The organism is Bradyrhizobium sp. SZCCHNS1050 (assembly GCF_032484785.1).
Taxonomy (GTDB): domain Bacteria; phylum Pseudomonadota; class Alphaproteobacteria; order Rhizobiales; family Xanthobacteraceae; genus Bradyrhizobium.
In genome coordinates this window covers 2,497,559-2,513,311 of record NZ_JAUETR010000001.1, presented here as the reverse complement: position 1 = coordinate 2,513,311, position 15,753 = coordinate 2,497,559, and the positions used below count along the sequence as shown (strand labels likewise).

The 15,753-nt window shown below is 66.2% G+C and carries 17 protein-coding genes; 7 read left to right on the top strand and 10 right to left on the bottom strand.

The annotated features are described in order from the left end of the window. Positions 1-114: 114 nt before the first annotated feature. From QX094_RS11395 to QX094_RS11385, 3 genes are all read left to right on the top strand, one after another. Positions 115-384: a hypothetical protein gene (locus QX094_RS11395; RefSeq protein ID WP_315715894.1), complete on the top strand. Its 270-nt coding sequence runs from the start codon at positions 115-117 to the stop codon at positions 382-384. Positions 385-479: 95 nt separating this feature from the next. After that, entirely contained in the window at positions 480-755 is a 276-nt protein-coding gene (locus tag QX094_RS11390; protein WP_315715895.1) for a hypothetical protein, read from the top strand. Between the two features lie 316 nt (positions 756-1,071). Beyond that, the gene (locus QX094_RS11385) at positions 1,072-1,713 is read left to right on the top strand and encodes a hypothetical protein (protein ID WP_316169951.1); all 642 of its coding nucleotides are present in this window, start codon (positions 1,072-1,074) and stop codon (positions 1,711-1,713) included. 83 nt (positions 1,714-1,796) lie between these two features. On the opposite strand, the gene QX094_RS11380 is transcribed toward QX094_RS11385, so the two are convergent. The 7 genes from QX094_RS11380 to ffh all read right to left on the bottom strand — a co-directional run bounded on the left by QX094_RS11380 (position 1,797) and on the right by ffh (position 8,260). Then, complete coding sequence (locus QX094_RS11380) at positions 1,797-2,012, bottom strand: hypothetical protein (RefSeq protein WP_315715897.1); 216 nt, start codon at positions 2,010-2,012, stop codon at positions 1,797-1,799. Between the two features lie 192 nt (positions 2,013-2,204). Continuing rightward, entirely contained in the window at positions 2,205-3,611 is a 1,407-nt protein-coding gene (gene leuC, locus QX094_RS11375) for a 3-isopropylmalate dehydratase large subunit (protein ID WP_315825763.1), read from the bottom strand. Between the two features lie 411 nt (positions 3,612-4,022). Further along, positions 4,023-4,406, bottom strand: a complete 384-nt coding sequence (rplS, locus tag QX094_RS11370) for a 50S ribosomal protein L19 (RefSeq protein ID WP_015663536.1) — start codon at positions 4,404-4,406, stop codon at positions 4,023-4,025. Positions 4,407-4,515: 109 nt separating this feature from the next. After that, a complete protein-coding gene (gene trmD / locus QX094_RS11365) occupies positions 4,516-5,292 on the bottom strand; it encodes a tRNA (guanosine(37)-N1)-methyltransferase TrmD (protein ID WP_315750614.1) in 777 nt (258 codons plus the stop codon). 197 nt (positions 5,293-5,489) lie between these two features. Next, positions 5,490-6,083 carry a ribosome maturation factor RimM gene (gene rimM / locus QX094_RS11360; protein WP_315750615.1) on the bottom strand — a complete coding sequence of 198 codons (594 nt, stop codon included), beginning with the start codon at positions 6,081-6,083 and terminating at the stop codon, positions 5,490-5,492. Positions 6,084-6,210: 127 nt separating this feature from the next. Next, positions 6,211-6,543 carry a 30S ribosomal protein S16 gene (gene rpsP / locus QX094_RS11355; RefSeq protein WP_008964221.1) on the bottom strand — a complete coding sequence of 111 codons (333 nt, stop codon included), beginning with the start codon at positions 6,541-6,543 and terminating at the stop codon, positions 6,211-6,213. Positions 6,544-6,712: 169 nt separating this feature from the next. Then, a complete protein-coding gene (gene ffh, locus QX094_RS11350; RefSeq protein ID WP_315715903.1) occupies positions 6,713-8,260 on the bottom strand; it encodes a signal recognition particle protein in 1,548 nt (515 codons plus the stop codon). Between the two features lie 336 nt (positions 8,261-8,596). On the opposite strand from ffh, the gene QX094_RS11345 reads away from it, so the two are divergent. Together QX094_RS11345 and QX094_RS11340 are read left to right on the top strand one after the other, a co-directional pair. Next, positions 8,597-9,589 carry an MBL fold metallo-hydrolase gene (locus QX094_RS11345; protein WP_315825766.1) on the top strand — a complete coding sequence of 331 codons (993 nt, stop codon included), beginning with the start codon at positions 8,597-8,599 and terminating at the stop codon, positions 9,587-9,589. 287 nt (positions 9,590-9,876) lie between these two features. Beyond that, complete coding sequence (locus tag QX094_RS11340) at positions 9,877-10,818, top strand: transposase (protein ID WP_315751903.1); 942 nt, start codon at positions 9,877-9,879, stop codon at positions 10,816-10,818. A 93-nt stretch (positions 10,819-10,911) separates the two neighbouring features. Here QX094_RS11340 and QX094_RS11335 read toward each other — a convergent pair whose 3' ends face one another. Both QX094_RS11335 and QX094_RS11330 read right to left on the bottom strand, forming a co-directional pair. Continuing rightward, positions 10,912-11,622: an SIMPL domain-containing protein gene (locus QX094_RS11335; RefSeq protein ID WP_316173402.1), complete on the bottom strand. Its 711-nt coding sequence runs from the start codon at positions 11,620-11,622 to the stop codon at positions 10,912-10,914. A 5-nt stretch (positions 11,623-11,627) separates the two neighbouring features. Then, positions 11,628-12,401, bottom strand: a complete 774-nt coding sequence (locus tag QX094_RS11330; RefSeq protein ID WP_315715906.1) for a GyrI-like domain-containing protein — start codon at positions 12,399-12,401, stop codon at positions 11,628-11,630. Positions 12,402-12,571: 170 nt separating this feature from the next. On the opposite strand from QX094_RS11330, the gene dapF reads away from it, so the two are divergent. Then, positions 12,572-13,438 (top strand): diaminopimelate epimerase, encoded by an 867-nt coding sequence (dapF, locus tag QX094_RS11325; RefSeq protein ID WP_316169949.1) that lies wholly within the window; start codon positions 12,572-12,574, stop codon positions 13,436-13,438. Further along, on the top strand, positions 13,435-14,757 hold the full coding sequence (gene mtaB, locus QX094_RS11320; RefSeq protein ID WP_316173401.1) for a tRNA (N(6)-L-threonylcarbamoyladenosine(37)-C(2))-methylthiotransferase MtaB: 1,323 nt from the start codon (positions 13,435-13,437) through the stop codon (positions 14,755-14,757). The genes dapF and mtaB overlap by 4 nt, the downstream gene beginning before the upstream one ends. Before the next feature lie 53 nt (positions 14,758-14,810). Here mtaB and QX094_RS11315 read toward each other — a convergent pair whose 3' ends face one another. Next, complete coding sequence (locus tag QX094_RS11315) at positions 14,811-15,710, bottom strand: RNA pseudouridine synthase (protein WP_316173399.1); 900 nt, start codon at positions 15,708-15,710, stop codon at positions 14,811-14,813. Positions 15,711-15,753: the final 43 nt, after the last annotated feature.

The window sequence follows — 15,753 nt, the reverse complement described above, 5'->3', positions numbered from 1 at the left end:
ACGTCGCTCGTTCGAGACTGGTCTGCGTCGCGCTGCTGCGGCCGCCATTCAGGCAACTGACAAGGCGGAAGTTACGGTGCCGGACGTGATGTCAGGCGATCGAGGGAGAAGTTCATGACTGTGATGAAGCTGTTGGGCATCGCGGCGGTTGGCGCCGTTCTCGCGATGGCTGCCCCCGCCGAACGCGCGCAGGCGCTGTCACTGATCAATCCGGGCGCTGCGACCGCGGTGCAGCAGGGCACGGCGCAGGAGACCACGCAGGCGCATTGGCACGGCCGCCGCCATTGGCATCCCCGGCGCCACTACTATCCTCGGCATTACTACCATCCGCGTCATCACTGGCGGCCGCATCACTACGGATATCGCCATCACGGCCGCTGGTAAGCCGCGCTTTCCGGCCGACCGAGACAATGACCGAAATCAAACAGGCCCGCTTTGCGGGCCTGTACGTTGATGGGGGGCTGGCAACGAGGTTCGCCATGAAACCATCAGTCAACAGAACCTGGCTCGGGATCAGCGTTGTCACGGTGGCGATGCTGCTCGCAAGTTCCGCCGCCACCGCTCCTGTGGCCGCAGCTCCAGCCGTTACGCAGGCGCGTCAGACCGTAACGGATGCTGGCCCGCGTCGGCAGGGCCGCCGATCGAAGCTCGTGGTTTCGACGGCAGAGGTGCCGCACTATCTCGACCGTCCCACGGACTACACGCCGGCCTATCCGCCGGGCCCCTTGGTTCTGTTCACGCCGTTCTACCATTGAGGCCATGTCCGCGAGGCGCGCTGCGTTTCCTGCGTGTCGTTAGTTGCGAAGTCCCCGCACGAGCAGCACGTGAGCCGTTGCGTCGGCATCCGTGATCCTGAGTTGCAGGACGACTTAGAGGCTCACTTGCATCTCCTCTGCCGCGACGCCACGCCGCAGATGCGTGTGCACCGTGCATCACTGACGAGCATCATTCATGCCGCATTCACGTCGCTATCTCTACGTTCATGTTGGGGGTGCGCCAATCCACCGATCGGACGACCAGCATCGGCGCTGCATGGGTCCATCGTTGCACAGCATTCAGGGAGAAGGGACCATGATGAGGATGAAGGACCAGCGCGCTGGTCTTGCTCGTCGCCTCAGTCTTGCGGCGGCCACACTGTTTGTCTTGGCGGGCGCGTCCGGACGGCCTGCGCTTGCGATGTCGCCGGTGAGTCCCGGTGCCGGCTCCGCCACGCAGACGCCTTCGGACGTATTGACCGTTCAGGTCCGAGGCCCCGGCGGCCATGGCGGCGGTGGTGGCGGGCATCCCGGCAGTGGTGGATTTCACGGCGGAGGCGGTGGCCCGGCGTTCCATGGCGGCGGCAGCCCCGCGTTTCATGGGGGAGGACATGCCTTCGGCGGCGGTGGCCCGCGTCCTGTCTTCCACGGTGGCGGCCCCGCATTCCATGGCGGATTCGGCCCGCGGCCGGTGTTCCATGGCGGCGGCTATCATCATCGTCCGTACTATGCCTACCGGCCGTACTTCCACCATCACCGCCGGCACTTCTACGGCTATCGCAGTTATTACGCGCCGGTCTATACCTCGGGCTACTACTATCCCTATCGCCGCTGCCGCGTCGTCTGGACCCATTACGGGCCGCGCCGCATCTGCCACTATCGGCATTGGCGGGGTCATCACTGGCGCCATTATCACCGGTGGCATCATCGCCACCGCCACCATTGGCGCTACTACTGACGGGACCTGAAGTTCGACAAAGCAGGAAGGGCGCCCAACGGCGTCCTTCTCTCATTTCAAGGGGATGGAGTGGGGCGCGGCGGTCAGAGCCAATCCTTGAACTGCCAATTCCTCACACTCAGCTTCCAAGGCACCAGCGTCTCCAGGCGCCATTTGGCAAAGCGGCCGGGCGGCCAGTTCGACAACCGCCGCTCCTCCTTCGGAGCCTCGGGCTGGGCAATGATCTTGGCGGGCGGTGTCTTGCGGCGTTGGCGCGTCGCATCACGGATGAGGTCGACGTATTCCGGCTTGTCGGCCATGTCAGGCTCCTCGGCACGTTCCTCTGCAGACGCAGCGCGTCCGGCGGTAGGATTGTGCGCGACGAGACTTAAGAAGCCCTTGCCGAACTGTGTCGACGTTGAGGTGAAATGAAAAACGCGATGGCTTGGGTGAAGCCATCGCGTTCGTTTGTAGACCGGCCGCCGTGCCGGATGTGAAGCAGCGAGATGACGTCAGCGCCAGTCGCGTACGTCGACGAAGTGTCCTGCGATTGCGGCCGCCGCGGCCATCGCTGGCGACACCAGGTGGGTGCGGCCCTTGAAGCCCTGGCGTCCCTCGAAGTTGCGGTTCGAGGTCGAGGCGCAGCGCTCTTCTGGCGCCAACTTGTCCGGGTTCATGGCGAGGCACATCGAGCAGCCCGGCTCGCGCCATTCGAAGCCGGCCTTGATGAAGATCTTGTCGAGGCCTTCGGCCTCCGCCTGCTCCTTGACGATGCCCGAGCCCGGGACGACCATCGCATTGACGTGGCCGCTGACGGTCTTGCCTTCGGCGATCTTGGCTGCGGCGCGCAGATCCTCGATGCGACCGTTGGTGCACGAGCCGATGAAGACGCGGTCGAGCTTGATCTCGGTGATCTTCGTGCCCGCGGTCAGGCCCATGTACTTCAACGCGCGATGCTTGGAGATGCGCTTGGCCTCGTCCGCGATCTGGTCCGGATCGGGCACCACGCCGGTCACCGAGATCACGTCCTCGGGCGAGGTGCCCCAGGTCACGATCGGCGGCAGCTTGGCGGCGTCGAGACGCAGCTCGTGGTCGAAATGCGCGCCCTCGTCGGAGCGCAGCGTCTCCCAGTAGCGCATCGCCGCATCCCAGGCCGCGCCCTTCGGCGCCTTGGGACGGCCGCGCAGGAAGTCGAACGCCTTCTGGTCGGGCGCCACAAGGCCAGCACGGGCGCCGCCCTCGATCGACATGTTGCACACGGTCATGCGGCCTTCCATCGACAGCGCGCGGATCGCCTCGCCGGCATATTCCAGCACGTAGCCGGTGCCGCCGGCGGTGCCGATCTCGCCGATGATGGCGAGGATGATGTCCTTCCCCGTCACGCCGTCCGGCAGCACGCCGTCGACCGTGACGCGCATGTTCTTCGCTTTCTTCTGGATCAGCGTCTGTGTCGCCAGCACGTGCTCGACCTCGGAGGTGCCGATGCCGTGCGCCAGCGCACCGAACGCGCCATGCGTCGAGGTGTGGCTGTCACCGCAGACGATGGTGGTGCCGGGCAGGGTGAAGCCCTGCTCCGGGCCGATCACGTGGACGATGCCCTGGCGGCGGTCGAACTCGTTGTAATATTCGATGCCGAATTCCTTGGCGTTCTCGGCCAGCGTCTTGATCTGCTCGATGCTCTCCGGATCCGGATTCGGCTTGGAGCGGTCGGTGGTCGGCACGTTGTGATCGACCACGGCCAGCGTCTTCTCAGGCGCGTGCACCTTGCGGCCGGTCATGCGCAGGCCTTCGAAGGCCTGCGGCGAGGTCACTTCATGGACCAGATGGCGGTCGATGTAGAGCAGGCAGGTGCCGTCCTCGGCTTCGTGGACCAGATGGTCGTTCCAGATCTTGTCGTACAGGGTGGTCGGCTTCGACATGAGCGAATGCTCCCGGGAATTGAAGGTTGGAAACTGAGCGCGTGCCGGGCACGCGTGAACAATCAGCAATGAGGCGCTGCGGCTTACAGCGCGCGCCTAAGCTCAGATGTTGCCGAGGTGGCGAAGCGTCCGAAGAACCGCCCGGGCAGCCGGCGGCGATCGTCGATGACGACGCGGCGACAGGCCATGCTGGTGCGATCTAGAACCATTTCAGGGGGTATATAGCACGCGTGCCGTGGAGTGCGAGATGCGTTTGCGCCCGCCGTCATTGCGAGGAGCGAAGCGACGAAGCAATCCAGGGGCCGGGGCAAGGACTCTGGATTGCTTCGCTTCGCTCGCAATGACGGCAGCGCAAAAACAAAAAAGCGCGGGGCCAGCCCGCGCTCTTCGTCAATCCAATGAAAGCAACGACTACTCGTTGACGGCGGTCTGCTGCCGGTCCTGCTTCTCGACGATGCGGGCCGACTTGCCGCGCAGCTGGCGCAGGTAATACAGCTTGGCGCGACGCACCTTGCCGCGGCGCACGACCTTGATCGAATCGATCATCGGGGAGAGGATCGGGAACACGCGCTCCACGCCCTCGCCATAGGAGATCTTGCGCACGGTGAAGCTCTCGTTGATGCCGCCGCCGGACCGGCCGATGCAGACGCCCTCATAGGCCTGCACGCGCGTGCGCTCGCCTTCGACCACCTTCACGTTGACGATCACGGTGTCGCCCGGGCCGAACTCCGGAATGGTCTTGTTGGCGGACAGCTTGTCGAACTGCTCTTTTTCGAGCTGCTGAATCAGGTTCACGGGTAAATCTCCATCGGCGGCGCGCCCAGCCGGGTCACGCGGGGGCTGCGCTTGTTCCTGCCGTCACTTGCGGAATTGGGCGCTCCTATAAGCCAAAGCGCGAGGCTTGTCACCCGTCTGTCGTGCTTTTTGGCTCTTTTTGGCCGGTCCCTCTTTGTTCTCGGCCGTCGCGCCCCTGCCATTCGGCCCACAAATCCGGCCTTCGCGCTTCAGTCAGCGCCTCGGCCTGGGCGCGGCGCCAAGCGGCGACCTTGGCGTGGTCACCCGAGGTGAGCACATCCGGAATGGTCCGGCCTTCGAATAGTTGGGGCCGGGTGTATTGCGGGTATTCAAGTAGGCCATCGGAAAAACTCTCGTCGGTGCCCGATTCGAGCTTGCCCATCACGCCCGGAAGCAGCCGGACGCAGGCGTCGATCAGCACCAGGGCGGCGATCTCGCCGCCCGACAGCACGTAGTCGCCGATCGAGACCTCGGTCAGCGAGCGGGCATCGATGACGCGCTGGTCGACGCCTTCGAAGCGACCGCAGACGATCAGCGGGCCCGGACCGGCCGCGAGCTCGCGGACGAAGGCCTGGGTCAACGGCCGGCCACGCGGGCTCATCAGCAGCTTCGGCCGCTCGGGATCGATCGCCGCCGCGTCGATCGCGGCTGCCAGCACGTCCGCGCGCAGCACCATGCCGGGGCCACCGCCGGCCGGCGTGTCATCGACGCTACGGTGCTTGTCGGTGGCGGAGGCCCTGATGTCGCGCGCCTCCAACGACCAGATGCCGGAGGCCAGCGCGCGGCCGGCCAGGCTGACGCCGAGCGGCCCGGGAAACATCTCCGGGAACAGCGTCAGCACGGTGGCGCGCCAAGGTGCGACTGGGGATGGGGGCGAAGTCGTCATGATGCTCTGTGTTAAGGTACCCAGGTTGCGAGATCGAGCCCTGGATGCATTGCCGGCTCTTGCGACCTCGACACCGGTGTCGTCCCGGACAAGCGTGACGCGCGTCAGCGCGTCGCGGCGCCGATTCGGGACCCATACCGCGTGATGTCGAAACGAGGCATGCGGCCAGTCCCGCGCAAGCCAATCAGCTGCGGTGGCTATGGGTCCCCGCTTTCGCGGGGACGACGAGCGGAGGGTGCGGCGGCAGCGTCATCTTCAGCGGAAGCCGGTTCATCCGCGGCTTCATCCTCGCCCTCGATCTCCGCCGGCAGCTCGATGATCACGCGGCCGCCGGCAAGATCGACCGTCGGCACCACTGCATTGGTGAACGGCAGCAGCAACGTGCTGCCCGAGGGCGGGGCGATCTCGATGATGTCGCCGGCGCCGAAATTATGGATCGTGAGCACGCGGCCGAGCTGCGCGCCGTCAGCGGTCTCCGCGGCGAGGCCGATCAGGTCGGCGTGGTAGTATTCGTCGTCAGCCGTCTCGGGCAGGCGGTCTCTGGGCACGTAGAGCTCGAGCCCGTTGAGGCGTTCGGCCGCATTGCGGTCGGTGACGCCCTTGATGGCTGCGACCAGATGGTCCTTGGCCTCGCGCGCCTTCGCGACCTCGAACGAACGGCTGCCGTCCTTGGTCGTGAGCGGGCCGTAATGCAGCACGGCCAGCGGATCCTCGGTGAAGGTCCATAAGCGAACCTCGCCGCGCACGCCATGCGCGGCGCCGATTCTGGCGACACAGATGAGCTTGGACATCAGCGTGCCTCGTCCTTCGAGACGCGCTCGAACGCGCGCTCCTCAGGAGGAGGAGCCAGTTCCTCATGCAAGGGAGCACGGCGCAAGCCGTGCATCTCGAAGCATGAGGCCGCGCTCGTCAACGACCTTAGCCCTTGGCGGCGGCTTCGGCCTGCGCCTTGCGCTCCTTGCGCGGCACGGCCTTGATCGGGTTCTGGCGGGCTTCGCGCTTCTTGACGCCGGCGGCGTCGAGGAAGCGGGCGACGCGGTCGGACGGCTGCGCGCCCTTGGCGAGCCAGCCCTTCACCTTCTCCATGTCCAGCTTGAGGCGTGCCTCGTTGTCCTTCGGCATCAGCGGATTGAAGTAGCCGAGACGTTCGATGAAGCGGCCGTCACGCGGGAAGCGCGAGTCGGCGACGACGACGTGATAGACCGGGCGCTTCTTGGTGCCGGCACGGGCGAGACGGATGACGACGGACATGTAGGTTCTCCTGAGTGTCTTCTGATGAGTTGATGTCAGCTAAGCCGTCATTCCGGGGCACCGCGAAGCGGTGAGCCCGGAATCCATAACCACGATCGTGCGTATGGATTCCGGGCTCGCGCTGCGCGCGCCCGGAATGACGAATGGAAAGAGGAGCGGATGATCCTCATTATTTCTTCTTCCCCGGAGGAAGGCCGAGGCCCGGCAGAGTCGGCTTGCCGCTGAGACCGGTGAGGCCGGGGAGGTTCGGTAGGCCGCCGCGCAGGCCGGCGGGCAGATCCTTCGGCAAATTCGGCAGTCCGCCGGGCATGCCACCCGGCATCTTTTCCGCAAGCGCCTTGAGCTGATCCGGCGAGGGCATGCCGCCACCGCCGCCAAAACCCATCGCCTGGGCGATGCCGGCCAGCGGGCCGCGCTTGCCTGAGCCCATGGCCTTCATCACGTCGGCCATGTTCCGGTGCATCTTGAGCAGCTTGTTGACGTGCTCGACGCTCTGGCCGGAGCCGGCCGCGATGCGCTTTTTGCGGCTGGCCTTGAGCAGGTCGGGATGCTTGCGCTCCTCGCGCGTCATCGAATCGATGATCGCGACCTGGCGCTTGAGGATCTTGTCGTCGATGCCGGCGGCCGCGATCTGGTTCTTCATCTTCGAGATGCCGGGCATCATGCCCATCAGCCCGCCGATGCCGCCCATCTGCGCCATCTGCTGCAGTTGCTCGCGCATGTCGTTGAGGTCGAACTGGCCCTTGCGCATCCGCTCGGCGGCGCGCGCGGCCTTCTCGGCGTCGATGTTCGCCGCGGCCTTCTCGACCAGCGAGACGATGTCGCCCATGCCGAGGATGCGGCCGGCAATGCGCGAGGGATAGAAGTCTTCCAGCGCGTCGGTCTTTTCGCCGGTGCCGAGCAGCTTGATCGGCTTGCCGGTGACCGCGCGCATCGACAGCGCCGCACCGCCGCGTCCGTCGCCGTCGATACGGGTCAGCGCGATGCCGGTGAGGCCGACGCGCTGGTCGAAGGCGCGGGCGAGATTGACGGCGTCCTGGCCGGTCAGCGAATCCGCGACCAGCAGCACCTCGTGCGGGTTGGCGACCGCCTTGATCTCGGCGGCCTCCTTCATCATGTCCTCGTCCAGCGTGGTGCGGCCGGCGGTGTCGAGCAGCACCACGTCGTAGCCGCCGAGCTTGGCGGCCTCGATGGCGCGGCGTGCGATCTGCGGCGGCATCTGGCCGGCCACGATCGGCAGCGTCGGGATGTCCAGGTCGCGGCCGAGCACCGCGAGCTGCTCCATGGCGGCCGGACGGTAGACGTCGAGCGAGGCCATCAGCACCTTGCGCTTGTCGCGCTGGACCATGCGGCGCGCGAGCTTGGCGGTGGTGGTCGTCTTGCCGGAGCCCTGCAGGCCGACCATCATGATCGGCACCGGCGGCACGGCGTTGAGGTCGATGGTCTGGCCGTCGTCGCCGAGCGTCTTGACCAGCTCGTCATGGACGATCTTGACGACCATCTGGCCGGGGGTGACCGACTTGACGACGGTGGCGCCGATCGCCTGCTCGCGCACGCGCTCGGTGAAGCTGCGGACAACCTCCAGCGCGACGTCGGCCTCGAGCAGCGCCCGGCGGACTTCGCGCATCGCGGCGTCGACATCGGCTTCCGAGAGCGAACCACGCCCCGTCAGCCGATCGAGAATGCCGCCAAGCCTTTCCGACAGATTGTCGAACAATGCCGTTATCCTTTGCCCTTGCGGGCGCTCGCTTCATTGCCGCCCGTCATCGCCGCTTGCTGCGGCCCATGACGACCATATAAACCTCGGCCCGTCGGCCGAAACCGTCAGTCCAAACACGTTTGCGCCCGAGGGCGCACAGCGCTGTCGGGCGGTGACCTCCGGCCTCCAGGGCCGGGCGGTGGCTCGAAAAGACGAAACTTTCCGAAATTCGGCCGGGTTAAACCCTCAGCAGCCGCAAAAGTCAAGGAAACTTGCTTCTCGCCGTCCCGTTGCCGGACCCTGTGGGGGCGCTTACCTCTTGCGCCAGTTCAGCTTTCCCTTGCGAGGACGACCTTGCTGCGCCGTTCCAGGACCTATTCCGGCCCCGTCACCGACCATTTCGACGGCAAGCGCTTCTACGATCCCGACGGCGTTCCGCCCAAATCCCTGTCCCAGGTGCTGCGCTGGCAGTTCGACCGCAACCGCAAGCGTTCCCGCTGGCCGTCCTGGGCGGCGAGCCCGCACGCCGACACGCCGCCGCACCGGATCGACGGCGAGACAGTGCGGCTGTCCTTCATCGGCCACGCCAGCTGGCTGGTCCAGACCGGCGGGCTCAACATCCTGGTCGATCCTGTCTGGTCGGAGCGGGTGTCGCCATTCGCGTTCGCCGGTCCCCGGCGGCACAATGATCCCGGCATCGCCTTTGAGGGGCTGCCGCATATCGACGTCGTGCTGGTGTCGCATGGGCATTACGATCATCTCGACATCCGGACGTTGTCGAAGCTGACCGCGCGATTTTCGCCGCGGGTCGTCACGCCGCTGGGCAACGACCTTACGATGATCGACGCTGACTCCAAGATCCGCGCCGAGGCCTATGACTGGCACGATCGCGTGACGCTGAACGAGGAGGTCGCCGTGACCCTGGTGCCGACGCGGCACTGGACGGCGCGCGGCCTGTTCGACCGCAACAAGGCGCTGTGGGCGAGCTTCGTGCTGGAGACGCCGCGCGGCAGGGTCTACATCGTCTGCGATTCCGGTTACGGCACGGGCAAGCATTTCCGCCGCGTGGCGGAGCAGCACGCGCCGATCAGGCTCGCGATCCTGCCGATCGGCGCCTACGAGCCGCGCTGGTTCATGCGCGACCAGCACATGAACCCGGAGGATGCCGTGCAGGCGCTGCAGGACTGCGGCGCGGAGGCCGCGCTGGCGCATCACCACGGCACGTTCCAACTGACGGACGAGGCGATCGACGCGCCGGTGCGCGCCCTGCACGCCGCGCTCGACCAGGCCGGCATCCCGCGCGAGCGGTTTGGTGTGCTCAAGCCAGGACAGGTGGTGGAGATCTAAGCAGGCCGCCGCCACAAAACAGATGTCGTCCTGGACTTGAGCCGGGACCCATAAACACCGAATTCAATGTTGTGAAGGCTGGCAGCTCCATCTCGCGCGACAATTACCGCCGCGGAGTATGGGTCCCTGTGTCTGGAAAGTCTGCCATGATGATGGTGGGCGGGAAGCCGTTGGGTCCTTGGCGCTAGACGCCGTGAGCCGGCTCGGTCTCCCGCCCGTTCCATTTATCAACCTGAACAGTTGCACGAGGCTGCGCCAACAGACCTCGCATCACAGGGACAGGCACCGTGATCGTACCTTTTCGTTGCGTCGGAATCGACGTTTGCAAACCCTATCTCGATATTTTTGATGAAGCCGTGGGGGCGCCGGAGCGCATCGCCAACGGGCCACAGGCCATCACACAGCTGGTGGCGCGTTGGGGATGCGATGTTCTGGTGGTCTTTGAGGCCACGGGTGTCTACGACCTCGAACTGCGCGAGGCCCTGCGTCGGGCGGGCATCCGCTTTGCGCGGATCAACCCGGCTCGAGCTCGCGATTTCGCCCGCGCCAGCGGCCAACTCGCCAAGACCGATCCGATCGACGCGCGAACGCTGGCAGCCTTTGGGCGCGCCATGCAGCCAGCCACCGAGCAGGCCATGACGCCTGCCCAAAGCGCCCTCGCCAGGCTTGCAAAACGGCGGGATCAACTGGTTGCCATGCGCGCCCAGGAAAAGAACCGCCGCAGCGAGGCCGAGGACCGCGCCATGGCCGAACGCATCAGCCGCCTGATCGAGGTCCTCAATGACGAGATCGTCGAGATCGAGGCCGAGATCAACGCGCTCATCAAAGCCGAGCCGGTGCTTGCGGAGCAGGCACAGCTGATGCGCTCCGTGCCCGGTGTGGGACCCGTCGCCTGCATGCAACTCATCACCCAGATGCCGGAACTCGGCCATCTCGGGCCAAAGGAGGTAGCCGCTCTTGCGGGCCTGGCTCCCTTCAATCGCGATAGCGGGGCGTATCGTGGCAAGCGCAAGATCGGCGGCGGCCGGAAGCGTGTCCGCGACGCCCTCTACATGGCCGCCCTCAACGCCGTCCGCCGCGCCGATCGCTTCAAGATCTTTTACAACCGTCTGCGCCAAGCCGGTAAACCCGCCAAGCTCGCCCTCATCGCCGTCGCCAGGAAGCTTCTAACCATCCTGAATGCCATGATGCGCGACCGAAAACCTTATGCGATCACTCCATCAACATAACAGTTGCCGGATCAAGGCCGGGACGACACCGAGTTTGTAGCTACGTTGTCGGCTGCCACGACGCACAATGCGTCGCGTGGGCGTGAGGCCGACCTACTGCCCCGGCTTGATCGCCCAGGTCACGTTGACCGTGATCGACAGCGTCTCCTCGCCCTGCGCCACCGGTGTCGGCGTCGCGGCCATCGGTGCGGCGAAGGTCTTGGCGCGGAACACCGGGGCGGGCGCGCCGTCCTCGGAGATGCTGAGCGGCTGACCCAGCGTCACGCCGGCGGCCTTGGCATAGATCTCGGCCTTGCGGCGGGCGTCTGCGACGGCCTTCTCGCGCGCCTGGTCGAGCAGCTTGGATGGCTCGGCGACGCTGAAATAGATGTTGCCGACATCGTTGGCGCCGGCCGCGACCAGCGTATCGATCACGCTGGCGACCTTGGCGACGTCGTGCAGCTTGATGGTGACGCGATTGCTGGCGCGATAGCCGGTCACCGCCGGCTGGGCCGGCCGGTTCTGCGCATATTGCGGCTGCAGCGACAGCCGCGATGTCTGATAGTCCTTGTCGGCGATCCCGGCCGCCTTCAGCGCCTGCAGCACCTTGGCCATGGCGGCGTTGTTGGCCTCGGCGGCCTCGCGCGCGGTCTTGGCGTCGGATGCCACGCCGGCGTCGATCTGCGCCAGATCCGGCGGCGCCGACACGCTGGCCTCGCCGCTGACGGTGATCGCCGGCGTGTCCTGCCGGGCGATGTCATCCGCGAGGGCGGGCATTGCGAAGCTGGTCGCGAGCGCGACCGCGAGGATGGGTCTGATGATCATGGTGCTCACTTCAGCGGCACGTAGACGTTGATGACGAGCTTGTCCTCGGCCGTCTTCAAGGGGTCGGTCAGGTACTCCTCGATGAAGGTGTCCTTGGCCTCCAGCCGGCGCTCGTCGAGGTGGTTGGTGATCGCCTCGTAGGTGTTGTCCATGTTGTCGTAGGAGCCGCGATGGACGAACTTCAGCGCCTTGCCCTCGGGCGACTGGCCGATGCTCATCCCCTTGCCGAGCGTCTTCGGCTCCTGCTCGACCGGCATCTCGGCCAGGAAGGTGAAGCCGGTGTCGTCGGTCGAGGTGTAGACGATCATGCCGTTGCCGGCGGGCTTGATGCCCTGCTTGTCCAGCGTGGCCGACAGCGATTTGAAGGAGTCGATCAGCGTGTCGAACGCATTGTCCCAATTCGCGGTGCCCTTGACGAGGACGACCTTCTTCGCCTCGAGCTTGATCTCGTCGCCGAAGGCGTCGGCCGCCTGGGCCGGCGCCGCGGCTTGCGGCGGCGTCGTGGCCGGGGACTGGGCCGCGGTCGGAGATGACGACGGCGAGGGGCTCGCGCTGGCGGCCGGCGTCGGGCTGGTCGCGGGCGCCGGACTGGCCGACGCGGCAGGCGCAGGAGAGGCCGGCGCCACCGGCGCCGGTAGCGCGCTCGGGGCCGGTGCGGGCGTGGCTGAGGCCGCCGGAGCCGGCGAGGCCGACGGCGCCTGGGCCCGGGCGAACGTGCCGCCGAGCAGGAGCGCGACCGAGCTCACGGCCAGAACGAGGCGGAAAGTGCTGAGATTCATTCGACTATTCTCCAGTGGCCGTGCTGCTTTGCCCGGTTCGTGCCGGCGAATGAACCGGTCCTAACATGCTCGGCGGCGCGGCGTCCCATGACAGATGCGTCATGTCGCTCTGCAGGCTGGTCAATGCCGCGCCATTCGCCATATAAGGCGGACACAATTTGGATATTTTCATGAGCGCGCTGGCCAACCACAGCTTCGTCAAGATGAACGGGATCGGCAACGAGATCGTCGTGGTCGATCTGCGCGACGTGAAGCATGTCGTCACGCCGGACGAGGCGCGGGCGGTGGCATCCCGGGTGCCCTACGATCAGCTGATGGTGCTGCAGCCGCCGCGGCTCGACGGCACCGAAGCGTTCATCCGCATCTACAACAATGACGGATCGGAGTCCGGCGCCTGCGGCAACGGCATGCGCTGCGTGGTGCGCCAGGTGTTCGGCAAGACGGGCCAGACCAGCGCGACATTCGAGACCCGCGCCGGGTTGTTGAACTGCTGGCAGGGGCCGGCGCCCGACCTCTACACCGTCGACATGGGCGCGCCGAAGTTCGGCTGGCAGGACATTCCTCTCGCCGAGGAGTTCCGCGACACCCGCTACATCGAGCTGCAGATCGGACCGATCGACGCGCCGATCCTGCATTCGCCCTCGGTCGTCAACATGGGCAATCCGCACGCGGTGTTCTGGGTCGAGGACGTCAACGCCTATGATCTGGAGCGCTTCGGGCCGCTGCTGGAGAACCATCCGATCTTCCCGGAGCGGGCCAACATCACACTCGCCCACATCGTCGATCGCGACCACATCACGATGCGCACCTGGGAGCGCGGCGCGGGGCTGACCAAGGCCTGCGGTTCGGCGGCCTGTGCGACAGCGGTCGCGGCCGTCAGGCTGAAGCGTGCCAACCGGATCGTGCAGATGACGCTGCCCGGCGGCGAGCTCACGATCGAGTGGCGCGAGCGCGACGATCACGTGCTGATGACGGGCACCGCGACGTTCGAGTTCGAGGGACGGTTCGAGCCGTCGATGTTCGCCAGCGTCGCATGAGCGTCGACGTCGTTACCTTCGGCTGCCGCCTCAACGCGTTCGAATCCGAGCTGATCGCGAAACATGCCGAGGCGGCCGGTGCCGACGACACCATCGTCATCAACAGCTGTGCCGTCACCAACGAGGCGGTGGCGCAGGCCCGGCAGTCGATCCGCAAATTGAAGCGCGAGCGCCCCGCGGCTCGCATCGTCGTGACCGGCTGCGCCGCGCAGACGCAGGCCGGCATGTTCGCTGCCATGCCCGAGGTCGACCGCGTCATCGGCAATGACGACAAGCTGCGGCCCGATGCGTGGCGTGCGACCACACGGGCGTTGGCGGTGCCACGGTTCGGCATCGATGCGTCCGAGAAGGTGGCCGTCTCCGACATCATGGCGGTGATGGAGATGGCGCCGCATCTGGTCGACGGCTTCCAGCGCGGCCTGCCGCGCGTGTTCGTGCAGGTGCAGAACGGCTGCGATCATCGCTGCACCTTCTGCATCATCCCGTTCGGTCGCGGCAATTCGCGCTCGGTGCCGATGGGCGCTGTGGTGGATCAGGTCCGCGCGCTGGCCGATCGTGGCCATGCCGAGATCGTGCTCACCGGCGTCGACCTGACGAGCTATGGCGCCGGCCTGCCCGGCACGCCGAAGCTCGGCCGGCTTGTGAAGCAGATCCTGCGCCACGTGCCGGAGTTGAGACGCCTGCGCATCTCCTCGATCGATTCGATCGAGGCCGATGCCGACCTGCTCGATGCGCTCGCGGATGATGCCAGGCTGATGCCGCATCTGCATCTGTCGCTGCAGGCGGGTGACGATCTGATCCTGAAGCGCATGAAGCGACGGCATGCGCGCGCCGATGCCATCGCATTCTGTGCTCAGGTGCGCCGGCTGCGGCCGGACATCGCGCTTGGCGCCGATCTGATCGCGGGATTTCCGACCGAGACCGAGGAGATGTTCGCGCGCTCGCTCGATCTCGTCGAGGAATGCGGGCTAACCTTCCTGCACGTCTTTCCCTATTCGCCGCGGCCGGGCACGCCGGCGGCGCGCATGCCGCAGGTGGACGGCGCCGTCATCCGTGATCGGGCCCGGCGGCTGCGGGCCGCGGGAGAGGCGGCGTTGCGGCGGCGGTTGGAGCAGGAGATCGGCTGTCAGCGTGAGGTGCTGATCGAGAGTGAGACCCAGGGACGGACGGAGCATTATCTGCCGGTCGCCACGACCACTGCGTTGCCAGGCACCGTGCAGCGGCTCACGATCACGGGGCATCATGGGGCCCGGCTGTTAGTCCAGAATTCCGTCATGCCCGGGCTTGACCCGGGCATCCACGCTGTCCCCAAGAACTAAGACGTGGATGGCCGGGACTTCGCCCGGCCATGACGGTGCGGAAAGAGATGGGCTCACGCCCCGTTCCACCCGCACATCCTCAGCCGCTCATGCATGTGCACCGGCGCCGGCGCCACCACGTGTACCGGCGGCTTGTTTTTCGACAGCGGAATCGAAATCTCGCGTGCGTGCAGATGCAGCCGCGGCTCGCCGAAGCGCGGGCCGTTGCCATAGATGTTGTCACCGACGATCGGCCATCCCGACGCTGCCGAATGCACGCGCAGTTGATGCGTGCGGCCGGTGACCGGTTCCATCGCCAGCCAAGTGAGTCGCGGACTGCGATTGGAGTGCACCGACTCTCCCTCTCCGGTTGGCAGCTGCGCTCCCTCCCTCCTTGTGGGGGAGGGTTGGGGAGGGGGGTGGCTCCAAGCGACACTGCCCGTGGGGACCCCCACCCCCGACCCCTCCCCGCAAGGGGGAGGGGAGTCGTTGCCACGAGTGGGAGGGGAGTTCAGGGATAGACTGGCAAGAGAGTACGACCTCCCCAGCACCCGCCATTTCGTCACCGCTGGCTGCCCGTTCCGATCCGGCTTCTGCCACCAGCCGCGCTCGGCGTTCAGCTTGCCGAGCGGGAGCTCGATCACGCCCTCGTCAGCGTCAGGTCCGCCCTCGACGACGGCCCAATAGGTCTTCGAAATCTTGCCATGCTTGAACAAAAGCCCGAGCGACGCGGTTGCCTTGCGATGACGGCCGAGCACCAGACAGCCCGAGGTTTCCTTGTCCAGCCGATGCGCCAGCACCGGCGGGCGCGGCAGGCCGAAGCGCAGCGCGTCGAAGGAGGCTTCGAGGTTCGGTCCGCCCTTCGGTCCCTTGTGCACGGGAATGCCGGCCGGCTTGTCGATCACCAGCATCAGCCCGTCGCGGTGGAGCACACGGGCGAGCATTTCCTCGTCGGTTGGTTGGTTAATGTCCATGGAAACCGTAACGCGGGTGTGAGCTTTCGTTTGCGAATGGAAA

Bases quoted from the DNA above. Each gene is read 5' to 3' on its own strand.
- leuC (WP_315825763.1), bottom strand. From the start codon at position 3,611: ATGTCGAAGCCGACCACCCTGTACGACAAGATCTGGAACGACCATCTG.
- trmD (WP_315750614.1), bottom strand. From the start codon at position 5,292: ATGACGACTTCGCCCCCATCCCCAGTCGCACCTTGGCGCGCCACCGTG.
- QX094_RS11335 (WP_316173402.1), bottom strand. From the start codon at position 11,622: ATGATCATCAGACCCATCCTCGCGGTCGCGCTCGCGACCAGCTTCGCA.
- QX094_RS11315 (WP_316173399.1), bottom strand. From the start codon at position 15,710: ATGGACATTAACCAACCAACCGACGAGGAAATGCTCGCCCGTGTGCTC.
- mtaB (WP_316173401.1), top strand. From the start codon at position 13,435: ATGAGCGTCGACGTCGTTACCTTCGGCTGCCGCCTCAACGCGTTCGAA.
- QX094_RS11380 (WP_315715897.1), bottom strand. From the start codon at position 2,012: ATGGCCGACAAGCCGGAATACGTCGACCTCATCCGTGATGCGACGCGC.
- QX094_RS11395 (WP_315715894.1), top strand. From the start codon at position 115: ATGACTGTGATGAAGCTGTTGGGCATCGCGGCGGTTGGCGCCGTTCTC.
- QX094_RS11390 (WP_315715895.1), top strand. From the start codon at position 480: ATGAAACCATCAGTCAACAGAACCTGGCTCGGGATCAGCGTTGTCACG.
- QX094_RS11330 (WP_315715906.1), bottom strand. From the start codon at position 12,401: ATGAATCTCAGCACTTTCCGCCTCGTTCTGGCCGTGAGCTCGGTCGCG.
- rimM (WP_315750615.1), bottom strand. From the start codon at position 6,083: ATGTCCAAGCTCATCTGTGTCGCCAGAATCGGCGCCGCGCATGGCGTG.
- QX094_RS11385 (WP_316169951.1), top strand. From the start codon at position 1,072: ATGATGAGGATGAAGGACCAGCGCGCTGGTCTTGCTCGTCGCCTCAGT.
- rpsP (WP_008964221.1), bottom strand. From the start codon at position 6,543: ATGTCCGTCGTCATCCGTCTCGCCCGTGCCGGCACCAAGAAGCGCCCG.
- dapF (WP_316169949.1), top strand. From the start codon at position 12,572: ATGAGCGCGCTGGCCAACCACAGCTTCGTCAAGATGAACGGGATCGGC.